This is a genomic window from Limnohabitans sp. Rim47, from assembly GCF_001517545.1.
Taxonomy (GTDB): Bacteria; Pseudomonadota; Gammaproteobacteria; order Burkholderiales; family Burkholderiaceae_C; genus Limnohabitans_A.
Map to the genome: position 1 here is coordinate 38,491 of NZ_FBYA01000003.1, position 20,550 is coordinate 59,040.

At 58.8% G+C, this 20,550-nt stretch carries 20 protein-coding genes; 10 read left to right on the top strand and 10 right to left on the bottom strand.

Translation table 11 applies throughout. The annotated features are described in order from the left end of the window. Positions 1–33: 33 nt before the first annotated feature. The gene (locus BN3544_RS07950; protein WP_019430601.1) at positions 34–651 is read right to left on the bottom strand and encodes an RNA pyrophosphohydrolase; all 618 of its coding nucleotides are present in this window, start codon (positions 649–651) and stop codon (positions 34–36) included. A 99-nt stretch (positions 652–750) separates the two neighbouring features. On the opposite strand from BN3544_RS07950, the gene BN3544_RS07955 reads away from it, so the two are divergent. Further along, on the top strand, positions 751–2,496 hold the full coding sequence (locus tag BN3544_RS07955; RefSeq protein WP_019430600.1) for a proline--tRNA ligase: 1,746 nt from the start codon (positions 751–753) through the stop codon (positions 2,494–2,496). A 6-nt stretch (positions 2,497–2,502) separates the two neighbouring features. Here BN3544_RS07955 and BN3544_RS07960 read toward each other — a convergent pair whose 3' ends face one another. Further along, positions 2,503–2,937 carry a DUF1841 family protein gene (locus tag BN3544_RS07960; RefSeq protein WP_193364668.1) on the bottom strand — a complete coding sequence of 145 codons (435 nt, stop codon included), beginning with the start codon at positions 2,935–2,937 and terminating at the stop codon, positions 2,503–2,505. Positions 2,938–3,163: 226 nt separating this feature from the next. Between BN3544_RS07960 and pcaF the strand changes: the two genes are divergently transcribed. Continuing rightward, a complete protein-coding gene (pcaF, locus tag BN3544_RS07965) occupies positions 3,164–4,366 on the top strand; it encodes a 3-oxoadipyl-CoA thiolase (RefSeq protein ID WP_019430598.1) in 1,203 nt (400 codons plus the stop codon). Positions 4,367–4,423: 57 nt separating this feature from the next. Here pcaF and BN3544_RS07970 read toward each other — a convergent pair whose 3' ends face one another. Further along, positions 4,424–5,023: a DUF2062 domain-containing protein gene (locus BN3544_RS07970; protein ID WP_231733931.1), complete on the bottom strand. Its 600-nt coding sequence runs from the start codon at positions 5,021–5,023 to the stop codon at positions 4,424–4,426. A gap of 157 nt (positions 5,024–5,180) precedes the next feature. Between BN3544_RS07970 and BN3544_RS07975 the strand changes: the two genes are divergently transcribed. Beyond that, positions 5,181–6,128, top strand: coding sequence for a TerC family protein (locus BN3544_RS07975; RefSeq protein ID WP_019430596.1), 948 nt, complete (start codon positions 5,181–5,183; stop codon positions 6,126–6,128). A gap of 68 nt (positions 6,129–6,196) precedes the next feature. On the opposite strand, the gene BN3544_RS07980 is transcribed toward BN3544_RS07975, so the two are convergent. Then, entirely contained in the window at positions 6,197–7,090 is an 894-nt protein-coding gene (locus BN3544_RS07980) for a LysR family transcriptional regulator (RefSeq protein WP_019430595.1), read from the bottom strand. A gap of 227 nt (positions 7,091–7,317) precedes the next feature. On the opposite strand from BN3544_RS07980, the gene BN3544_RS07985 reads away from it, so the two are divergent. Together BN3544_RS07985 and BN3544_RS07990 are read left to right on the top strand one after the other, a co-directional pair. Beyond that, on the top strand, positions 7,318–8,319 hold the full coding sequence (locus tag BN3544_RS07985; RefSeq protein WP_019430593.1) for a sodium-dependent bicarbonate transport family permease: 1,002 nt from the start codon (positions 7,318–7,320) through the stop codon (positions 8,317–8,319). Between the two features lie 182 nt (positions 8,320–8,501). Next, positions 8,502–8,822 carry a hypothetical protein gene (locus BN3544_RS07990; RefSeq protein ID WP_019430592.1) on the top strand — a complete coding sequence of 107 codons (321 nt, stop codon included), beginning with the start codon at positions 8,502–8,504 and terminating at the stop codon, positions 8,820–8,822. 32 nt (positions 8,823–8,854) lie between these two features. Here the strand turns inward: BN3544_RS07990 and BN3544_RS07995 are convergent, their stop codons facing one another. The 6 genes from BN3544_RS07995 to BN3544_RS08020 are packed head-to-tail and all read right to left on the bottom strand — an operon-like array spanning position 8,855 to position 15,065. Continuing rightward, positions 8,855–9,817: a DMT family transporter gene (locus BN3544_RS07995; protein ID WP_019430591.1), complete on the bottom strand. Its 963-nt coding sequence runs from the start codon at positions 9,815–9,817 to the stop codon at positions 8,855–8,857. 21 nt (positions 9,818–9,838) lie between these two features. Then, positions 9,839–10,477 (bottom strand): trimeric intracellular cation channel family protein, encoded by a 639-nt coding sequence (locus BN3544_RS08000; RefSeq protein WP_019430590.1) that lies wholly within the window; start codon positions 10,475–10,477, stop codon positions 9,839–9,841. 32 nt (positions 10,478–10,509) lie between these two features. Then, positions 10,510–11,829 carry a DASH family cryptochrome gene (locus BN3544_RS08005; protein WP_019430589.1) on the bottom strand — a complete coding sequence of 440 codons (1,320 nt, stop codon included), beginning with the start codon at positions 11,827–11,829 and terminating at the stop codon, positions 10,510–10,512. A 2-nt stretch (positions 11,830–11,831) separates the two neighbouring features. Further along, entirely contained in the window at positions 11,832–13,421 is a 1,590-nt protein-coding gene (locus BN3544_RS08010) for an FAD-binding domain-containing protein (RefSeq protein WP_019430588.1), read from the bottom strand. Continuing rightward, positions 13,418–14,005 carry a hypothetical protein gene (locus BN3544_RS08015; RefSeq protein WP_019430587.1) on the bottom strand — a complete coding sequence of 196 codons (588 nt, stop codon included), beginning with the start codon at positions 14,003–14,005 and terminating at the stop codon, positions 13,418–13,420. Before BN3544_RS08015 ends, BN3544_RS08010 begins: the two co-directional genes overlap by 4 nt. A gap of 49 nt (positions 14,006–14,054) precedes the next feature. Further along, on the bottom strand, positions 14,055–15,065 hold the full coding sequence (locus tag BN3544_RS08020) for a MerR family transcriptional regulator (RefSeq protein WP_019430586.1): 1,011 nt from the start codon (positions 15,063–15,065) through the stop codon (positions 14,055–14,057). Between the two features lie 124 nt (positions 15,066–15,189). On the opposite strand from BN3544_RS08020, the gene BN3544_RS08025 reads away from it, so the two are divergent. The 5 genes from BN3544_RS08025 (at position 15,190) to BN3544_RS08045 (ending at position 20,519) form a co-directional block, all read left to right on the top strand. Beyond that, on the top strand, positions 15,190–15,684 hold the full coding sequence (locus BN3544_RS08025; protein ID WP_019430585.1) for an RrF2 family transcriptional regulator: 495 nt from the start codon (positions 15,190–15,192) through the stop codon (positions 15,682–15,684). A 144-nt stretch (positions 15,685–15,828) separates the two neighbouring features. Further along, a complete protein-coding gene (locus BN3544_RS08030) occupies positions 15,829–17,526 on the top strand; it encodes a PHA/PHB synthase family protein (protein WP_019430584.1) in 1,698 nt (565 codons plus the stop codon). A gap of 184 nt (positions 17,527–17,710) precedes the next feature. Continuing rightward, complete coding sequence (locus BN3544_RS08035; RefSeq protein ID WP_026036763.1) at positions 17,711–18,556, top strand: GNAT family N-acetyltransferase; 846 nt, start codon at positions 17,711–17,713, stop codon at positions 18,554–18,556. 86 nt (positions 18,557–18,642) lie between these two features. Beyond that, positions 18,643–19,476 carry a UDP-2,3-diacylglucosamine diphosphatase gene (locus BN3544_RS08040; RefSeq protein ID WP_036075337.1) on the top strand — a complete coding sequence of 278 codons (834 nt, stop codon included), beginning with the start codon at positions 18,643–18,645 and terminating at the stop codon, positions 19,474–19,476. Then, positions 19,473–20,519, top strand: coding sequence for a glycosyltransferase family 4 protein (locus BN3544_RS08045; RefSeq protein WP_019430581.1), 1,047 nt, complete (start codon positions 19,473–19,475; stop codon positions 20,517–20,519). Before BN3544_RS08040 ends, BN3544_RS08045 begins: the two co-directional genes overlap by 4 nt. Positions 20,520–20,550 lie beyond the last annotated feature (31 nt).

Below are 20,550 nucleotides of genomic sequence, written 5' to 3' on the forward strand. Positions count from 1 at the left end.
TAAAAAAGCCCGCATATGCGGGCTTTTTGTGGTTCACCCTTGCGGATTAGGGTCGAAGCTGGCACCCGGAGGCAGTTCCATGTGCGGCGGAACCTGCACCTCCATGCTGCCGTTTTCAGCTTCCATGGCTTCGCGTGGCCCACGATTGCCACCTCTCAAATAGCGGTTTTGCCGGTCATTGCGTGGCAGAAAACGCGAGAGCTCGGTCAGCGCCATTTCATAAACCCCGCGCTTGAATTCCACCACCACATCCAGTGGTACCCAATAATCGTTCCAACGCCAAGCGTCAAACTCTGGGTGGTCGGTGGCGCGCAGATTCAAGTGGTGGTCGTGCGTGACCATCTGAAGCAGGAACCAGATTTGTTTCTGGCCCTTGTAAAAGCCGCGTGCATCCCGACGGATGAAGCGGTCTGGCACCTCATAGCGCAACCAGTCACGGGTTCGGGCCACGATGCGCACATGCTCCGGATGGAGACCCACTTCTTCGTGCAGTTCTCGGAACATGGCTTGTTCAGGACTTTCGCCCCGGTCAATGCCACCTTGCGGAAATTGCCAGCTGTGGGTGCGTATGCGCTTGCCCCAGAAAACCTGGTTTCTCTGGTTGAGCAGAATGATGCCGACGTTCGGCCTAAAGCCTTCACGGTCAAGCATAATCAACCTCAAATTTTTAAATTGTGTCCATTATGCACGCCGTATCAGTGCTCGCTATTGGATGTTTCCCCTGATGCCCCTGTCATTGAGTCTGCCGCGATGAAAGCTTCCCAATTTCTTATTTCCACCCTCAAAGAAGCGCCTGCTGATGCGGAAGTCGTCAGCCACAAACTGATGACCCGGGCTGGGCTGATCAAAAAATTGGGTGCCGGCATTTACAACTACATGCCTATGGGTTTGCGCGTGATTCGCAAGGTCGAGGCCATCGTGCGCGAAGAGATGAACCGTGCGGGCGCCATTGAGATGACCATGCCCGTGGTGCAACCCGCAGAGCTTTGGCAAGAGACAGGTCGTTTTGACAAGATGGGCCCAGAACTCTTGCGCATCAAGGACCGCCATGGTCGTGATTTCGTGATCCAGCCCACCAGCGAAGAAGTCGTGACCGACGTGGTCCGCCAGGAAGTGCGCAGCTACAAACAGCTGCCAAAAAACTTCTATCAGATCCAGACCAAATTCCGCGATGAACGCCGCCCCCGCTTTGGTCTGATGCGCGGACGCGAGTTCACCATGAAAGATGCCTACAGTTTTGACCGCGACATGGTCAGTGCCAAGGCCAGCTACCAGGTCATGGCCGGGGCTTACCGCAAGATCTTTGACCGCTTTGGCCTGACCTACCGTGCCGTGGCCGCTGACAGCGGCGCCATTGGCGGCGACTTGAGCGAAGAGTTCCAGGTGATCGCGGCCACGGGTGAAGACGCCATCGTGTATTGCCCATCCAGCAGCTACGCCGCCAACATGGAAAAAGCCGAGGCCCTGGCCCCGAGTCAGCCACGCGGTGCTGCCACACAAGCCCTGACCAAGACGGCCACCCCAGGCAAGAGCACCTGCGAAGACGTGGCGGCTTTGCTGAATGTGCCTTTGTCCACCACCGTCAAATCTTTGGTGCTGGCCACCGACACCCTGAACGAGCAGGGCGAAATCGTGAAGTCCCAAGTCTGGCTTTTGTTGCTGCGCGGCGACCACGACATGAACGAAGTCAAGGCGGGCAAGCTGCCCGGCATGGAAGGTGGTTTCCGTTTTGCCACATTGGGTGAGATCGAAGACCACTTTGGCTGCAAGCCCGGCTACCTCGGCCCGCTGAACCTCAAAAAGCCCGTTCACTTGGTGGCCGACCGCGACGTGGCGGTGATGGCCGACTGGATCTGCGGTGCCAACGAAGAAGACTTCCACATCACCGGTGTCAACTGGGGCCGCGACCTGCCCGAGCCTGCACTGGTGGCCGACATTCGTAACGTAGTGGCCGGCGACAAATCGCCCGATGGCCAAGGCGAGCTGGCCATTGAACGCGGCATCGAAGTGGGCCATGTGTTCTATTTGGGCACCAAGTATTCCAAGGCCATGAACGCCACTTTCTTGGACGAGAACGGCAAGCCACAGTTCCTCGAAATGGGCTGCTACGGCATTGGCATCACACGCTTGCCTGCCGCTGCCATTGAGCAAAATCACGACGAGCGCGGCATCATTTGGCCTGACGCGATTGCCCCTTTCACAGCCGTGGTTTGCCCTATTGGCATGGACCGCAGCGAAGCCGTCAAGGCCGAGGCCGAGCGCATCTACGGCGCTTTGCTGGCCGATGGTGTGGACGTGATCCTCGACGACCGTGGCGAGCGCCCCGGTGCCATGTTTGCCGACTGGGAGTTGATTGGTGTGCCACATCGCATCACCGTTGGTGACAAAGGTCTGAAGGACGGTGTGGTCGAGTACCAGCATCGCCGCGATGCAGAAGCGACCAAGGTGGCTGTGGCCGACATCTTGTCGCACATCCAAAGTCGCATCGCGAGCTGATTTTCCTCAGTCTTTGGTGGCGTGCCGTTGCACGCACGCGATGTAGGCCTCGCCATCGGGCATGCGCCCTGAGCGCTGGCTTTCGTGGACCATGCGCCCCAAGCATTCCATGGCTTGGTGGTGGGCATCGTGCAGCGAGTTGAGTCTGTGGGTCAGCAGTTCCACCGCCTGGCGGATACCGCGCGGCTGATCTATGCTGCATTGCTCGCTGATGGACAGGTGCATGGACAGGTGCAAAAAGGGGTTTTCCCTGTTCGGATCGGCTTGGTGCATGCTGGCCAGCGCGGCATCCATGTCGGCCAGTTCTGCGTGGTATTCGGGGTGCTCATCAATCCATTGGCTGACGAGCATTTCCATGGGTTCGAGCGTTGCAGCGGTTTTGGCCTTGGCATAGACGCCGCAAAAAAAGCGCCGCACATCGGCTTGTGAAGGTTGAATCAGCATGGGTCCAATTGTCCGTCATGTCGGCACTTGAAGCCCATGGGTGGAGTTGGGATGGGGTCAGGGGCCGGGGTTCAGAGGCGCTTCGCTTTGCCACATCACCCCGGCCCCTGAGCCCGGGCAGCGCCGCTCGTGCCCATGGTGGATTCAACACCTAGAATCAATTCAGCAATACACATGAAACATGCAATAAAATGCATGCAACATCAATTTGGAGACTCAAAACATGAACCAAGCCTACATTTGCGACGCGATTCGTACCCCTTTTGGCCGTTACGGTGGCGCGCTGTCCAGCGTGCGCACCGACGACCTGGGTGCTGTTCCCCTGCGTGCCCTGATGGCGCGCAACCCCAATGTGGACTGGGCCGCTGTGACCGACGTGCTTTACGGCTGCGCCAATCAGGCCGGTGAAGACAATCGCAACGTGGCCCACATGAGCAGCTTGCTGGCCGGTTTGCCGATCGATGTGCCCGGCGCCACCATCAACCGCTTGTGCGGCTCGGGCTTGGACGCGATTGGTACCGCTGCTCGCGCCATCAAGGCCGGTGAGGCCGGTCTGATGATTGCAGGCGGTGTGGAGAGCATGAGCCGCGCTCCATTCGTGATGCCCAAAGCCGAGAGCGCTTTCAGTCGCAACAACGCGGTGTACGACACCACCATTGGCTGGCGCTTTGTCAACAAGCTGATGAAAGCCCAATACGGCGTGGACTCGATGCCCGAGACCGCCGAAAACGTGGCCACCGACTACAAGATCGAACGCGAAGCGCAAGATCTGATGGCCTACAACAGCCAGCTGCGTGCGGTGGCGGCCATCAAGGCCGGCCATCTGGCCCGTGAAATTGTGGGCGTGAGCATCCCCCAGAAAAAGGGCGATGCCATCATTGTGGATACGGACGAACATCCCCGCGAGACCAGCCTCGAAGCGCTGGCCAAGCTCAAAGGCGTGGTGCGTCCGGACGGCACCGTGACCGCAGGCAATGCCTCGGGCGTGAACGATGGCGCATGCGCCTTGTTGTTGGCCGACGAAGCCACTGCCGCTAAAAACGGCCTGACGCCCAAAGCACGCATTGTGGGCATGGCCACAGCCGGTGTCGCACCGCGCGTCATGGGCATTGGCCCGGCCCCAGCCACGCTCAAGGTGTTAGCGCAAACTGGCTTGACCATCGACCACATGGATGTGATCGAACTGAACGAAGCCTTTGCCGCACAAGGCCTGGCCGTGCTGCGCATGTTGGGTCTGAAAGACGACGACGCCCGCGTGAACGCTTGGGGCGGTGCGATTGCTTTGGGTCACCCGCTGGGGGCATCGGGTGCTCGCCTGGCCACCACGGCCATCAACCGTTTGCAGCAAACGGCTGGCCGCTATGCGCTGTGCACCATGTGCATTGGCGTGGGTCAGGGCATTGCGCTGATCATCGAGCGGGTTTGAGGGACGGACCCTGGGTCAAGCCCGGGGTCACCATACAGCCAAGTCAGGGATGACCGGTCAGCACTTGGATGCGCGGACATTGGACCGGTGGCGTTTAAATGCCACCCTGAGACGCCAGCTCAGTTTGACCAACAGGTAAGACAAAACGGCGCCGCCGAGTCCAAAAATCCCCATGCCCAGCAGAACAGGGCCACCGACTTCCCGCAAACTTTCACCCCATCCCGTGCTCGGCAAGGCGTCAGGAGTGTTCGGCAGCCCTAGAAAAAAGTTGCCAACAGGGTAAGCCAACCAAAGCCAAAATCCGAATGTCAGAGGATTGGTGAGCATGGTCATGATGGCTGCCGCTGGAATATGGCCTCGCCACCAAGTGCAGTGTGCTGCCGCCGCAAAAGTTTGACCCAGCGGGATCACAAACGCCCAAAAAGTCCCAATCGCCACGCCCCTTGCCACCGACTCGTGTTGCAGTCGCCACAATTGTGGATGCAGCAGCTGGTGAGCAATCGGTTGGAGCCAGCTGTGTTGCTCAAGGGTTTCGCGGGTGGGCATGGCTTTTTGCACAAGCGACCGCATTGAGTTGAAAAGGGACATGGCACATCCAGTGGACAGATGTCGTGCATGTTGCCCATTGCGAGCGTCATTTAACAGCAACAATTCCAAGTGCTATATTCTGTTTTTTCAAGAGTGTCATGATCAATAACTCAGTAAAAATACATGATGTCGATCACTGAAGTTAGCGCGTGACAGGGTCCATCATTTACCCGCTAATGCAGGTCTTTTTGACTGTGGATTGTCTTTAATAACGCAAAGGTGTTTTATGGAAACCATCGCGCCCCTGTGGCTCTGGGCTAGTTTTATTGCCATCGTGCTGGTGTCGCTGTTTGTGGATTTTGTGGTGCTCAAAAAACAGGGCTCGCATGATATTGGCGTCAAAGAAGCGCTGAACTGGTCACTGATCTGGATTGCACTCAGCTTCTTGTTCAATGGTTTGTTCTGGTGGGCCATCAAGGACACCACAGGTTCGGTGGAGATCGCCAACACCAAATCTTTGGAGTTTCTCACCGGGTATCTGATTGAAAAATCATTGGCAGTGGACAACATTTTTGTCTTCTTGATGATTTTTAGTTACTTCGCTGTGCCCACAAATTTTCAGAAGCGTGTGCTCATGATCGGCATCATTGGTGCCATCGTGCTGCGCACACTCATGATTTTGGTGGGGGGTTGGTTGTTGTCAGAGTTCCATTGGGTGTTGTATGTGTTTGGCGCTTTCTTGATCCTCACAGGCGTCAAGATGTGGTGGGCAGCAGGCCAGGAGCCCGATCTAGAAGACAACCCAGCGCTGAAGTTGTTGCGCAAAGTTTTGCCTGTCAGCCAGAACTACGATGGTGAAAAATTCTGGACGTTTGAAAATGGCAAGAAGATCGCAACGCCCTTGTTCATGGTCATTTGTTTGATCGCATTGACCGACGTGATTTTTGCGGTGGATTCGATACCGGCGATTTTCGCCATCACCTCGGACCCTTTCATCGTCTTGACCAGTAACGTGTTCGCTATCTTGGGTTTGCGTGCCATGTACTTTTTGTTGGCGGCTGTGGCCAACAAGTTCCACCTGCTCAACTACGGTCTGGCCGTGATCCTGGTGTTTATCGGCACCAAGATGTGCCTGATTGACGTGTTCAAGATACCAGTGGGCATTTCCTTGGGGGTGGTGGTGGGCATCTTGGCCGCGACCATGCTGCTGAGCGTGCGCACGTCCAAAACCTGACCATCGACCTTGCCAGTTTGGCCCCCGGGTGTTCCAGCCTAGGGGCTTTTTGTTGGGCGGCGCAGCCCTCAAGCCGCTGAGTCGGTGGCTTGCAGCAGACGTTGTACCAAGGGGTGTTGAACTTTCTTTTCTGTCCCGATTGCAAAAAAGTGTTCCATCACGCCTTCGCAAGGACCTAGGCGCTGAACATCGTAGTGCGCCAGCAATTCTTCGTGTACCCATTCGGCAGCAGGGAACACACCCATGCCACTTTCACCAAAGGTCTTGAGCAAGGCGCTGTCTTCGAACTCACCCACGATACGAGGTGTGATGGCATGGTGCTCGAACCAGTGGTCAAGGCGTGTGCGCACAGCGGTGTGGCCTGTGGGCAGCAGCACCGGCACATCGGCCAAGCTGGCCGGGAATTGCTTTTTGGCCGACTTCACCAGTGCCGCGCTGCCATACCAAGACACGGCGGACGAGCCCAGCGCATGGTTGTACAGCTTGATGTTGGCGTTGCTCGGAGCGGGGCGGTCTGACAAGACCACGTCCAGGCGGTGCAGGGCCAAGTCACCCAACAGCCCGTCAAATTCACCTTCGTGGCAGATCAACCGTAAATTAGGTTCGCCCATCACGGCTTGCATCAGTCGGCGCACCACCAGCTTGGGCAGGCCATCAGAGATGCCTGCCGCCAAACGCACGGTGGGGGAACTGACGGCGTCTCGGACCTTGGATGGCAGGTCTTCACCCAACTGGAAAATTTGATCGGCTTGCTGCATGGCCGCCACTCCCGCATCGGTCAGCACCAGTCCGCGCCCTGCGGGTTTGAGCAGGGCGTAACCCAACGAGCGCTCCAGTTCACGCACTTGGGCGCTGACGGTTTGCACGGCCATATCGAGTTTGTCTGCGGCCCGTGTGATGCCGCCTTCTTTGGCGACAACCCAAAAATAATACAAATGCTTGTAGTTAAAGGTGGTGCGCATGATGAGGTTTTTCGGGATTCTGGATCAGAAATTATCTGCTTTTTGATTGCTATTTATAGCGGTAAATTCAAGTGCCAATGGCTCGAAAAATGCTGTTGAAAAATCTGCAACGGCTTTAGACCAATGCTTCGCTTGTCCAAATTCAAAGGTTTCATCATGAAATGTCCCACCAGCACTGACACCCCTCTCGTGATGGCCGAGTGTCAGGGTGTCGAGATCGACTTGAAATGAGCAACTTCACCGATCCCGCCATTTTGTTCTTTGTGTTCGGCATTCTGGCCGGTTCTTTGAAGTCAAATCTGGAAATTCCCCCGCCCATTTCCCGTTTCTTGTCGCTGTATTTGCTCATGGCTTTGGGCCTGAAGGGTGGGTTTGCTTTGGCGCAGTCGGGGCTGACCCCTGGCGTCCTTGTGGACTTAGGGGCTGCACTGGCGATGGCATTTTCAGTGCCCCTGATCGGTTACATGGTTTTGCGCCGTTTCTTGTCGGGCTTTGATGCGGCTGCCGTTGCGGCCACATACGGTTCGGTCAGTGCTGTCACTTTCATCACGGCCTCGCAGTATCTGGATAACCTCGGTGTGGCGTTTGGTGGCCACATGGCGGCTGCCATGGCCCTGATGGAGTCGCCAGCGATCGTGTTCGCGGTGTTCATGGCTAACCATGTGCGTCGCCGCATGAACAGCCGTGCTGGCACCAATTTGGCAGAGCGTGGCGAGAAGTCGCTGCTTGGCAGCAACCCACCATTGGGGAAAATATTGCACGAAGCGCTGACGGACGGTGCACAACTGCTTTTGCTTGGCGCCATGCTGATTGGTTTGATGACGGGCGAAGCGGGTCAGTCGGCCATGAAGCCGTTTTCTGTGGACCTGTTCAAGGGCATGCTTGCTTTCTTTTTGCTTGATATGGGCTTACTGGCAGCGCGCAACATGGGGCAGCTCAAAGGGCAATCGCCTTGGCTCGTGGTGTATGCCGTGCTGGGTCCCCTGGTTCATGCCGGCTTGGCTTTGTTCTTGGCATGGACGTTGGGCATGTCGGCGGGCAACGGTGCCTTGTTGATGGTGTTGTCGGCCAGTGCGTCTTACATTGCTGTGCCCGCGGTCATCCGCCATGCCATTCCAGAGGCCAGCCCCTCACTGTACTTTGGCATGTCCTTGGGGCTTACTTTTCCGTTCAATATTTTGTTGGGTATCCCGCTCTATCTGCTGGCCGCACAACAGGTATTGGCGTGAGGTTTTGACTGCCCCACTTTTAAGTGCGGTGCTGCACTGTTTATTCGAATTGCACAGCTTATAAATTCACAACTGGCAGAGGCCGCTTGGTGCGGTGTTCTGCATCTTGGGCATCTGTCTTGGGTGCCGTGAATGGAGCATTGGCTGTGAAAAAAATCTGGATAGGTGTACTTTGCGGACTCATGGGCACCTGTCATGCCTATGACGGGTTGAGCAGCGAGCTGTCCCACGCCGCAGGCGGGGCCTTGTTGGCGGGAGCCGTCACACGGTTTTACAGCGATTCAGAGAACCGCGCAGCGATCGGATTTGCCGTCAGCAGCGCGGGGATCGTGCTTTCAGAGAGTTATCAGATCTCGAAGGGGGCCAAGCGCTCAAGTGCCTATTTGGACATGGCCTCGCACATCGCGGGGGCGGCTTTGGGCGCGTGGTGGATGGACCGGTACGGGCTCGTGCCCGTCATTGGCCGCCAGTCTGTGGGCTTGGTGGTGTGGCGTCAGTTTTAAGTGGCCTTGACTTTCGCGTTGGCGTTGGCGCCTCAAACCGCTTTGACCCGCACCCCGCCAATCACCCCCGCCACCAGCAGCGCAATGCCGGTCAGCGTGAGTGGTTCGGGCCATTGGCCACGCAGCCAAAAGGCGTAAGCCAGCGCCGCCAAGGTCTCGAACACGATCAGTTGCCCGGCCAGCGCGGTGGGCAGGCGCTGGCTGGCCGCATTCCAGCACAGCGTGCCCAGCCATGAAGCGAACAGGCCAATGGCCATCATGAGGCCGATGAATTCGAATGGGCGTGGCCCCAGAGGCATGGGCAGTGGGTCGTGGGTGACGCTCGTCCACAGCCAAAAAGCGGCATATCCCAGCAGTGCAAGCGGCAAGGTGGACAGGCCTTGCGCTGTGGCCCAGACGCGGGGGTTGCGGTCGGGGTGGCCGCGCAGCCAGTCGGCGTTTTTCAGGGGGTACCAGGTCCAGCAAACCACCGCGCCCACGGCCAGCACGGCACCCGTGATGTAGCGCGTGGTGTCGCCCGCTGGGTTTTGCACGAGGGCCGTCCATTCCACATGGTTGACACAGGCAATGCCCAGCAGGATAAGCGCCAGCGGGGGAGCGAGTTTTAGCCAAGGAAACCGCCCGTCACGCTGGTGGTTGAGCACGTTGGCCGAGATGGCAATCACCACGGGCAAAGTGCCAATGATCATGGTGGGCAGCGCGCCACCGGCACGCTGAATGGCGCTGGCCAGGAACAGGTAATAAAGCACATTGCCAATAGCGGCCAGTTTGAGTGCCGCGAGCCAGTCGGTGCGGCTGAGACGTCGGATGTCGGCGCGGTCCACAAATGCCAGGGGCAGCGCGATGAGGCCAAACGCCAAATAGCGGCCGAAGGTGTGCAGTGCGGCGGGGTACTCGGGCAGCATCAAGGGGCCTACAAACACCAGGCCCCACATGAGCCCGGCCGCCAGCGAAAACAGGAGGCCGCCAAGCAAGTCAGGGGCGTTTGGGTTCATGGGGTTTCAGGCGTCAGTGATTCAGGCGCGCCAGGCGGGCAATTGCCAGTTGCGCCAAAGCGCCAAGGCGCGCAAGCCTACGGTCACGACGAGACAGCCCAGCAGCGCCAACCAGCCAGGTGCATCGAAGGTCCACAGGCCCACATAGGTCCAGCCCCCGGCAAATGCGCACACCGCATAGGGCCGGTGGTCCTTGAAGGCGGTGGGGATTTCGTTGCACACCATGTCGCGCAGCACGCCACCAAACACCCCGGTGATCAGGCCCATCAGCACCGCAACCACGCCGGGCATGAGCGCTTGCAGCGCGTGGTGAACCCCCGTTGCAGTGAACAGGCCCAGGCCCAGCGCGTCGGGCCAGAGAATGGCTTTTTCTGTCACCTCAAAATGCCGCTGGCGCATGAACAACATGGCTATCACGCACAGGACCAGCACGCCCCAGAGCATCTCGGTGTGTTGAACCCAAAAGAAGGGGCGTTGGTCGAGCAGCAAATCACGCAGCGTGCCGCCACCAAACGCGGTCAAAAAGGCCACTACACACACGCCGACCGCATCGAGCCGTTTGCGCGCCGCTTCCATCAGGCCAGAAAGGGCAAAGGCTGCGGTCGCGGACAACTCGACCAGCAAGCGCAGGGTGTCACCCCAGGATTGAATTCCGTACATGGCTGGGATTATCGGGCTTGTTCAAAGCCTGTTCAGCTTTGCAGCCAGACCTTCTGGTAGCGGCCTTGCGGGTCGTGGTCTTGTGTTTGTTTGACGGGGTTGAAGCGCCTGCCCACACGCGGGTCGGTGCCCCGGCCACTGACATACAGCCAGTTGCCCTGGTTGCTGCAGACATCAAAGTCGACCAGTTGCGACTCGAACCAAGCCGCCCCCGCACGCCAGTCGCAGCACAGGTCGTGCACCAGATAGCTGGCCACGATCTGGCGCATGCGGTTGGAAGTGAAGCCCGTGGCGGCCAGCTCGCGCATGCCCGCATCGACGATGGGCTCGCCCGTGTTGCCGCTGCACCAGCGCTGAAAGTCTTTTGGAAAATGGGAGGGCGCGGGCAGCCGCGACAAGCCCCGCGCGGCATACAGCTGGCGGCCCATTTGCCGGTGCAAAAACCGAAAGTTGTCGCGCCACAGCAGTTCAAACCAGAGCCAATAAGTGCCGTCGTTGGCACCGTGTTGTTGCTCGTAAGCCTGCAACGCGGCCCACACAGTGCGCGCCGATACCGCGCCCGTGGCCAGCCAGGGTGACCAGTGGCTGCTGGTGTGTCGTCCTTGCAAGGCATTGCGGGTTTGCTTGTAGCGGTCGGGCCAAGGGGGCGTGAGGTAGTTTTGCAGGTGCGCCAAGGCGCTGCTTTCGCCGCCCCGGCAATGGGCTTGGGTGTACGGAAAGTTGGCGCGTTCGTGCGCGGCATCTTGCGTGTGTGCTTGCAGCAGCGTGGCGGCGTCTGCTGTCCAGCCGGGCAGGGTGGTCAATGCTTCTGGCGGCGCGGGCAGCTGCACAGGGGCTGGCAACGGTGGCAAGGGCTGAAGACCCGCAGCTTCGATGCGTTGGCGAAACACCGTGAACACTTGCGGCATTTCGGTCACATCAAAAGGCAGGGCCTCGGGCTCGAGCAGGCTGGATTGCCACACGGTGTGCACCGTGAGACCGGCATCGCGCAAGGCCTGTACCTGGGCTTGTTCTTCGGGGGCGGCGATGTCTTCGCCAAACACGGTGTCGGCTGCAAAGTGGCGTGCGCAGGCGGGCATCACGTCGGCCACGGCACCGTGCAATAAAACCAGCTGTTGTCCCAGGGCGTGCAGCGAAGCCTGCAGCTCGTGCAGCGTGTCAGCCACAAAGCGCCTGCGGTGTTGACCCATGCGGCGAAAGCCCCATGCGGTCGCTTCGTTTTGCGCGGGTTCGTGCACATAGACGAGCAGCAGGCGCTGGCTGTGCGCAATGGCGTGTGCCGCCGCACGTTGCAAGGCGCGCTGGTCGTGCAGGCGCAAGTCGTTTCGAAACCAGAAAAGGGTGGTGCGCATGTTCAAAAGTCAAAGCCCAGCTGCGGGCTGGGTGAGGGGTTTTCGGTCACTGATTGCCGTGATGCGCTGCGAGCGCCTGAGCGGGTCGTGCCTTTTGTTTTTGTGGTTTTCAAGCCGTTGATGCGGCGCGAGGCGTGCTTGTCGACGATGGCTTTTTTTCCGGCTTTGACCTCGGGATCAGCCCGACGCGCGTGCAGCGCCGCTTTGGATGTGCGGGTGGCTTCGGCCAGATCGACCAAGGGCTCGGGAATGTCTGCGTCCGGCCCTGTGCCCACGGTCAGGCCACAGTGGCGCAGCACTTCGGGTGGCATACGCCACGGTTCAAACAGCCAAGAGTCAGGGACGCGCCGCATGTGCGGCAGCCAGCGGCGCACAAAAATACCTTTGGGGTCGTGGTCTTGTGCTTGTTTGATGGGGTTGTAAACCCGTGTGGTGTTGATGCCCGTGGTGCCTGATTGCATTTGCAGCTGGCTCCAGTGGATGCCCGGTTCGTAGTCCAGGAACTGGGTGGCCAGCCATTGGCCTACTGGCCGCCAGTCGAGCCACAGCGGGTATGCCGCCACCGACACCAGCATGGCCCGCATGCGAAAGTTGAGCCATCCCGTTTCGTGCAGCATGACCACGCAGGCGTCCACCATGGGCCAACCGGTGCGCGCTGAAGTCAGTGCCGCAAAGTGGTCGTCGTTCCAGCCGTCTTCGCGCAGGCCGTCGTAGCCGGGGTGCATGTTGCGCCACTCGATTTCGGGCTCGCTCTCGAGCTTCTGGATGAAATGGCAGTGCCAATACAAGCGGCTCATGAAACCCACCAGGCCTGCCCGGTGCCTTCCCGCTTGCGGCGGCAGGGCATCCAGCATGGCGCGCGTGCTTTGCACCACTTCGCGCAGGCTGATGCAACCCCAGGCCAGGTAAGCAGACAGGCGTGAACACGCATCGGGCGAAGACAGCGGCGACGAGATGCCGCCCCGGTAACCCAGCGCCCGCGCGTCCAAAAAACTGTGCAGGGTGCTCAGTGCCGCGCTGCGTCCACCACGCTGGCGCTGGGCAGGGTTGTGCTGCAGGTTGGGCGGTGGGTCCATCACTTCAGGGCCGCAATTTTCAGACGCCTTAAAAAAGCGTAAATCAGGCAAGACGGCTTGCGGTGCAGCCATGTGCGCTTCCCAACGGGCATGCCAGGTGTTGCGACTTTTCAGGCGGCGAACCACGCCAAACTGCGCCAGTTCGGTCCAGCGCACACCTTGGTTTCGGCACCATGCACCCACTTGCAAATCACGTTCAAAAGTGAAGGCGTTGCCGGTTTCCTCGTGCGCCACGAGCTCGGCAAATGGCGCTTGCGCGTGCAGCTTGGCCAGCACCTGCACGGCATTGCCAACGCGCACTTGCAAACTGCCGCCCAGTGTGTTCAGCGCGTGCTGCAGTTCCTGCAGGGATTCGCGCACAAATTCGAAGTGTTGCAAAGCCGCATCCGGCTGAGCCCACAGATCGGGCTCGACAATGTAGAGGCACAGCACGGGCCCTTGGCCTGCGGCGTGCGCCAGGGCGGCGTGGTCTTGCAGGCGCAGGTCGCGTTTGAACCAGACGACACGGTAAGTCATGGGCGGTCTTTCCCGCTCAGGACGACAGGGCCGAGACCGCCACCGCCCTGGCCGTAACGCACAAGGTCGATCTCGAAGCAATCGAGCAGAGATTCAGGCCACGTTTCATGCAATTGACCCCAGATTGTGGGGGCTTGCTGGCGCAGGTAGCGACGCACAAAATTGGGGGCATGCCACGGGGCGGTGGAGCCACTCCAGACCGCGCTGTCCTGGATTTGCCAGACACCCTCTGATTGGCGCAAAAACAAGATGCTGGGGTTGAGCGTTTTGAAAGTCACCTCGGCCAAGGCCCAATTGCCCTGCTGGCGCAATTGCAGAAGTTGGGCTTCTTTTGAGTCGGGCAGGCTGTGCTGCTGGATGGCCTGTAGCACTGCGTTGGCGGTGGCCTGGGGCACGTCGCTGTTGACCCCTCGGCAATCCGTGTGAAGTTGCCGCCAGTGTTCCGATGCCCAGCCTTTGGGGTCAAACACGCGGCCACTCAGTTCTAACAAGGTTCCGTCGTCATGCGGGACCCAGTTGACATGGCTGTCGACGACCAACAGGCCCGATACCACCAAAAGGGTGGCTGCGACATGGCGTTTCATGGTGCTGACTTCTTGGGTGACTGTGTGGGTAACTTGGTGGCGGTGCCGATCACGCCTGCTCTTGCAGCGAGATGCCTTCGTGTGCGGCCACCATTTGCAGCGCTTCTTCAAACAAGGCTCGCGCCGTGGCGGCCATGGCGTTCAGGTGGGTGTGCAGTTCGGTGTCTTTGGGGCTCTGGTTCAGGCAGTCGCGGCTGTACTCTTCGAACCGACCCAGTTGCCCGATGAGCTCGGCCACATGTTTCGGGCATTCACACAGCACTTGGCTGGGGATGTTGGCCACACGCTGCAGCACCGCGTCGGAAAACTGCCGGGGAGGGATCGCTTGGCCGGTATCACGCCATGACCGTGTGGGCGCTACCCACGCAGGGCGAGCGCTTTGGAGGATGTCGGCCAATGCTGAATCGTCTAGTGTGTTGCGGTGCACCTGGCATGCGGCGCGGCTCAGTTGAGCGAGCGCGTGGCTTTGGCCATAGCCATACAGCACCACCGTGAGTCTGGCGTTGTGGTGTTGCGACAGATTCAGAATCTGCTGCGCTGCCTGGTCATTCAAACTGTTGACCGACACCAGCAACACATCCAAGCGCTCGTCCGATGGGCCAGCCAGTGGGCCGTTCAGGGCTTCATTCAGGTCGGCCCACACCTGCCTTATGTGCAGGGCATGGCCCTGGCGTGATGCTTGGAAGTCTGTCGATTGCAATCGTTCGGCCAGGCTCTTTCCCACCACGCCCCACGCGCCCTGACTTGGGCTGGCGGCTACTGGGCTTTGCAAGGGGGCTCGCGCCATGTCGACACTGGTTTGCAACAGTTGTTGCAACTGGAGGTTGGGCAAACCTGCAATCAAGCTGATGGCGTGACCCTGGCGTGTCAAGGTTTTGAGAAGCGCGGCCTTACGTAAATCATCGTCGTTGTACAGCCGGTGTTGCCCCTGCGTGGTGGCGGGCGAAAACGCGTTGTAACGCGTTTGCCAGACACGCAAGGTCGGCACCGGGATGCCACTGAGCTTCGAGATCGCGCCGATGCGGTACAACGCCGGACTTTGCAAGTGCTGGGTGTTCATGAGTTTGTCTATGTATTGAGTAGATATTTTATGCCAAAAAGATATTTATTTGGGATAAAAACAGGTAATGCATGGTTTTTGTTTGTTTAAACAATACAATAACCACTCAAACTAGGAGCGAACCATGATCTTGAAGAAAACAGCCAAAGCCGTCGATATCGCGGTTTTTATTACTTCTCGTTCAGTCGTGGAACCCGTGACAACGGAAGAAATTGCCTCGGGTTTAGGGCTGTCGTCCTCGTACACCGAGTCGATCCTGAAAGAGCTGCGCGAAGCCGGTTTGATCCGCGCGCACCGTGGTCCGGGCGGTGGTTACCAGATTCGTGGCAACCCGGAAGACATCACTTTGTGGGACGTGGTGAAGCACTTCGAAGTGGTGCACAGTTTTGACGAGGTGTACCCGGATGATTCGCACCCGATGAAGTCGCTGGAGTCCGAGATTCAACGGCATCTGCAGGAAGCCCTTTCGGAGCAGACCCTTGACGATGTGGCTGTCCCGTTGGTTACCCGTGATGCGCGTGTCACATCCATGTTCGGTCAATTCCGACTGAAACCCATGCCAGCGCCCTTTATCCCAAGAGCGCCTAACTCGGTATTCCAGTTGAGCATGATGCTCTGAACTTGGCCGGAGGGTCTGTACCCTCCGATGGGCATGGCATGCACCGATCGGTGAATGTTCCAAGGTCCGCGTGCGGCCTAGCATGGTGGCGTGAACATTCATCGCCATTCCCGTTCTGTTGATGTCCCGCGTCCTGGGCCCCTGTTGGACCGTTGGGCACACACCCAGTTGTCGCCCTACACGCAGGGTGTTTCTACAGCGTCTTTGCGCATGGCGTTTGACGACTGGATGACACACCTGTTTTTAAACCCTGCTGAACAACTCAAGCTGCTGCAACTCGCGGTGCAAAGCCTGCAGCAGTGGAGCCAATTCGTTGCCCAAGCCCAAATAGACGATTGCAAACCCTGCATCAAGCCCTTGTTGCACGACACGCGTTTTGTGCACCCGGCTTGGCAGGCTTGGCCTTTCAATGCGATGAGCCAGTCTTTTTTGCTCACGCAACAGTGGTGGCAAGAGGCGACGACTGGGGTGCGTGGGGTGTCGCCACACCACGAGTCGGTGGTCAATTTCGCGGCCCGTCAGTGTCTTGACATGGTCTCTCCCGCCAATTTCGTCGTGACCAACCCCGAGGTGCTGGAGCGCACCCAACAAACCATGGGGGCCAATTTGCGTCAGGGTTTTCAGAACTGCTTGGAGGACACCCAGCGTTGGCAGTCGGGCCAGCCACCGCATGGTGCCGAGGCGTACCAAGTGGGGCGCAATGTGGCCGTTACGCCGGGGCGGGTCATTTACCGCAACCCTCTGATGGAGCTGATCCAGTACACACCCACCACCGACCAGGTGCACCCCGAGCCGGTGTTGATCGTGCCGTCATGGATCATGAAGTACTACATCCTTGATTTGTCGCCGCACAACTCGCTGATCAAGTATCTGGTGGATCAGGGACACACCGTGATGGCCATGTCCTGGGCCAACCCCGGGGGCGATGACCGCGACCTTGATCTGGACGATTATTTGCGCATGGGCGTGATGGATGCCCTGGAGGTGGCGTGCGCTGTGTTGCCCAGACGCAAAGTGCATGCAGTTGGGTATTGCCTGGGCGGTACGCTGCTGAGCATTGCGGCAGCGGCCATGGCCAGAGACGCCGACGATCGCTTGGCCAGCATCACGCTCCTGGCGGCACAAACCGACTTTACCGAGCCCGGTGAGCTGGGGCTGTTCATCGATGACAGCCAGGTCGCGCACCTGGAAGACATCATGTGGGACCGAGGCTATCTGGACAGCACGCAAATGGCGGGTGCGTTCCAGTGGATGAACTCGAACGACCTGATCTGGTCGCGTTTGCTGAAAGATTATTTGCTCGGCGAGCGCGCACCCATGAGCGATCTGATGGCCTGGAACGCCGATGGCACCCGCTTGCCCTACCGCATGCATGCCGAATATTTGCGCCGCATGTTTTTGAACAACGATCTGGCCAGCGGCCGTTACCCCGTGAACGGCAAGCCGGTGGCTTTGACCGCCATTCAATGCCCGATCTATGCCATTGGCACCGACCGTGACCACGTCGCACCCTGGCGTTCGGTGCATAAATTGCACCTGCTGACGAATGTGGACACCACTTTTTTGTTGACGTCAGGGGGGCACAACGTGGGCATCGTCAACCCGCCTGGGGTGCCGGGGCGCAGCTACCAAGTGCTGAACCGGCCACACGACGGGCCGTATCTGGACCCCGATGCTTGGTTGCAAGCGGCAGCCAGGCATGACGGTTCGTGGTGGCCGCATTGGCAGGCATGGTTGCGAGACCATTCTGGCGAACTGGGGGCATTGCCCGGCATGGGCGCACCCGACATGGGTTTATCGCCCTTGGACGATGCGCCCGGACACTATGTATTGGAAAAATAAGGGGCGCAGCACATGGACAACAGCCACCATCCATTTCACTCACTTTTTGCGCAACTGGGCTTGCCCTGCGATGCGGTCAGCATGTTGCAAAACATCGCAGTGTCACAAAACATTAACGCAAACGACTTTTCTGTGTCATTGCACCTTTGGATCATGGCGTCATTGATTCAAAGGAGAGCTGGTCATGAAAGAGTTGCCAAATCCAACGTTCGCGTTGTCCCCGATCAGTTTGCCCAGGGGGTTACTTCATCCGGCGCAGTCCAACTCCGCTGTGGATTTCTTGCCTCGCCGTGCCCAAAACGCTATTCACGTCACTTGGGCGAAGCATCAAGACGAAGTCCGCGAAGCGCAAAGACTGAGGTTTGATGTCTTTGGCACCGAAATGGGGGCACGCCTGTCGTGCAAGGTGCCCGGTCATGACATCGATTTATTTGACGACTATTGCGAACACCTGTTGGTGCGGCACAGCCAAACGGAGCGGGTGATCGGCACTTACCGTGTGCTCACGCCGGCCCAAGCCAAACGCGCAGGCAGTACATACAGCGACACCGAGTTTGATTTGACCCGCCTGCGCGGCATGCGCAACCGCATGGTTGAGCTGGGCCGCAGTTGTGTGCATGCCGAGCACCGTCAGGGCGGTGTGATCATGGCCTTGTGGGGGGCTTTGTTCGAGTTCATGGACCGCAACCGTCTGGACACCATGATCGGGTGCGCCAGCATCCCCATGTTGCACAACGGTGTGGTCACAGGCAATGTGGCCGCCAGCATCTGGCACCAGCTGCGACAAACCCACTTGGCCGATATCCAGCACCATGTCCGGCCCCGCCTGCCTTTGCCGGTAGATGAGCTGGACCACAGTTTGTCGATCGAGCCGCCTGCGCTCATCAAGGGCTATTTGAGGCTGGGTGCCAAGGTTCTGGGGGCACCCGCCTGGGACCCGGATTTCAACACCGCCGACTTGCCCATGATGATGCGCACAGCGGATTTGCCTGCACGCTACCGCAAGCATTTTTCGGCGGGTTCGGCATGATCTTTACGCCGGTCCCGCAGCAAAATACGGCACTTTTTAAAACCGCACATGCGGATATTGCGAGTGCTTTTCGTCTGGATTCGCCCATGACGAATGCGGGCGGTGGTGATGGTTTTGATGACGAAGAAACGCCAGCAGGCCGGCCGCGGTTGCGGGCGATTTTCATTTCAGACTTGCACATTGGTACGCCAGGTTTTCAGGCCGAGGCTTTGCTCGATTTTTTGAAACACCACCCGAGCGACATGCTGTATCTGGTGGGCGATATTGTGGATGGTTGGCAGTTGCGCAGACGTTGGTTTTGGCCGCAAAGCCACAACGATGTGGTGCAAAAACTGTTGCGCCGAGCGCGCAAAGGTTGCCGCGTGATCTACGTGCCGGGCAACCACGATGAATTTGCCCGGCATTTTGTGGGGCACGCGTTTGGCGGTGTCGAGGTGGTACACGACACCGCACACACCACGGCCACGGGACGCAAGCTCTGGGTGGTGCATGGCGACCATTTTGATGGTGTGATCCAGTGCGCCAAGTGGCTGGCGCATGTGGGGGACTGGTTGTACGAGTTGACCCTCAAGATCAACCGGCACCTGAACAGCTTCAGGGCCCGCATCGGGCTGGAGTACTGGTCTTTGTCGGCCTATCTCAAGCTCAAGGTCAAAAAGGCGGTCAACTTCATCAGCGACTTTGAAGTGGCCGTCGCGCACGAGGCAAAGCGCCGTGGTTTTGATGGCGTGGTGTGCGGGCACATTCACCACGCCGAAATCCGCGATGTGAACGGCATTTTGTATTGCAACGACGGCGATTGGGTGGAAAGCCGAACGGCCTTGGTCGAGCATGCGGACGGACGGCTGGAGATCATTCACTGGGGTGCCCAGGCGCTGGTCGTGAACCGTGCGCCAGAGACTGAGGCGGTGGTTGCATGAAACTGGCACTGATCACCGATGCTTGGCATCCGCAAATCAATGGCGTGGTCACGACCTTGCACGAATTGGTGCAAGCGCTGGGGCCTTTGGGGGTGGATGTTTCGGTGCTGCACCCTGGCTTGTTCAAAAGCCGCAGTTGTCCAGGTTATGCCGGCATCGACTTGGCGGTGCGTCCCTACAAGGCCTTGGCTGCGATGCTCGATGACCTGCAACCCGACGCGGTCCACATTGCCACCGAAGGCCCTTTGGGTTGGGCCGCGCGCAAACATTGCCTGAAAAAGGGGTGGAAATTCACCACCGCGTTTCATACCAAGTTTCCTGAAATTCTCAAGGCCGCGCTGCGTGTGCCCTTGTTTTTGGGTTACGGCTTGTTTCGCCACTTTCACCGGCCGTCATCGGGTGTGATGGTGCCCACGCAAGGCGTTCTGAATATGTTGCAAAGCCGTGGCTTCAAGTCGCTCAAGCCCTGGACGCACGGTGTCGATCTGGGTTTGTTTGAGCACCGTGCTGTGCCTCTGGAAATCCCAAGTTTGCAAGGCCGGAATCGCCCTTATGCGCTGTTCGTTGGCCGTGTTTCGTACGAAAAAAACATCGATGCCTTTCTGGACTTGCCACTGCAGGGCACCCGCATCGTGTGTGGCGTGGGCCCGCTGGAGGCGCAACTCAAGGCGCGATATCCGGATGTGGTTTGGATGGGCGTGCTGCCACGCCAGCAGTTGGCCGATGTGTATGCCGCTGCCGATGTGTTTGTGTTCCCTTCGCGCAACGAAACATTCGGTTTGGTCATGCTCGAAGCCATGGCCTGCGGCACACCTGTGGCGGCCTTTCCGGTGGACGGGCCCTTGCAGGTTTTAGGCGATGGCAATGGCAAGGCCACGGGTGGCGTGTTGTCTGAAGATCTGAGTGCCGCGTTTCAACAGTGTCTGCAAGTGCCGCGCAGCGAAGCGCGACAACGCGCCGAGGCTTTTGGCTGGCCGAGGACGGTAGAGATGTTCAAGTCGAATCTGGTTTCTGTTGGCAGTGACGCCAACCCTTATCCCTGATTCACTGACTTGTCATCAAATTGACACGGCA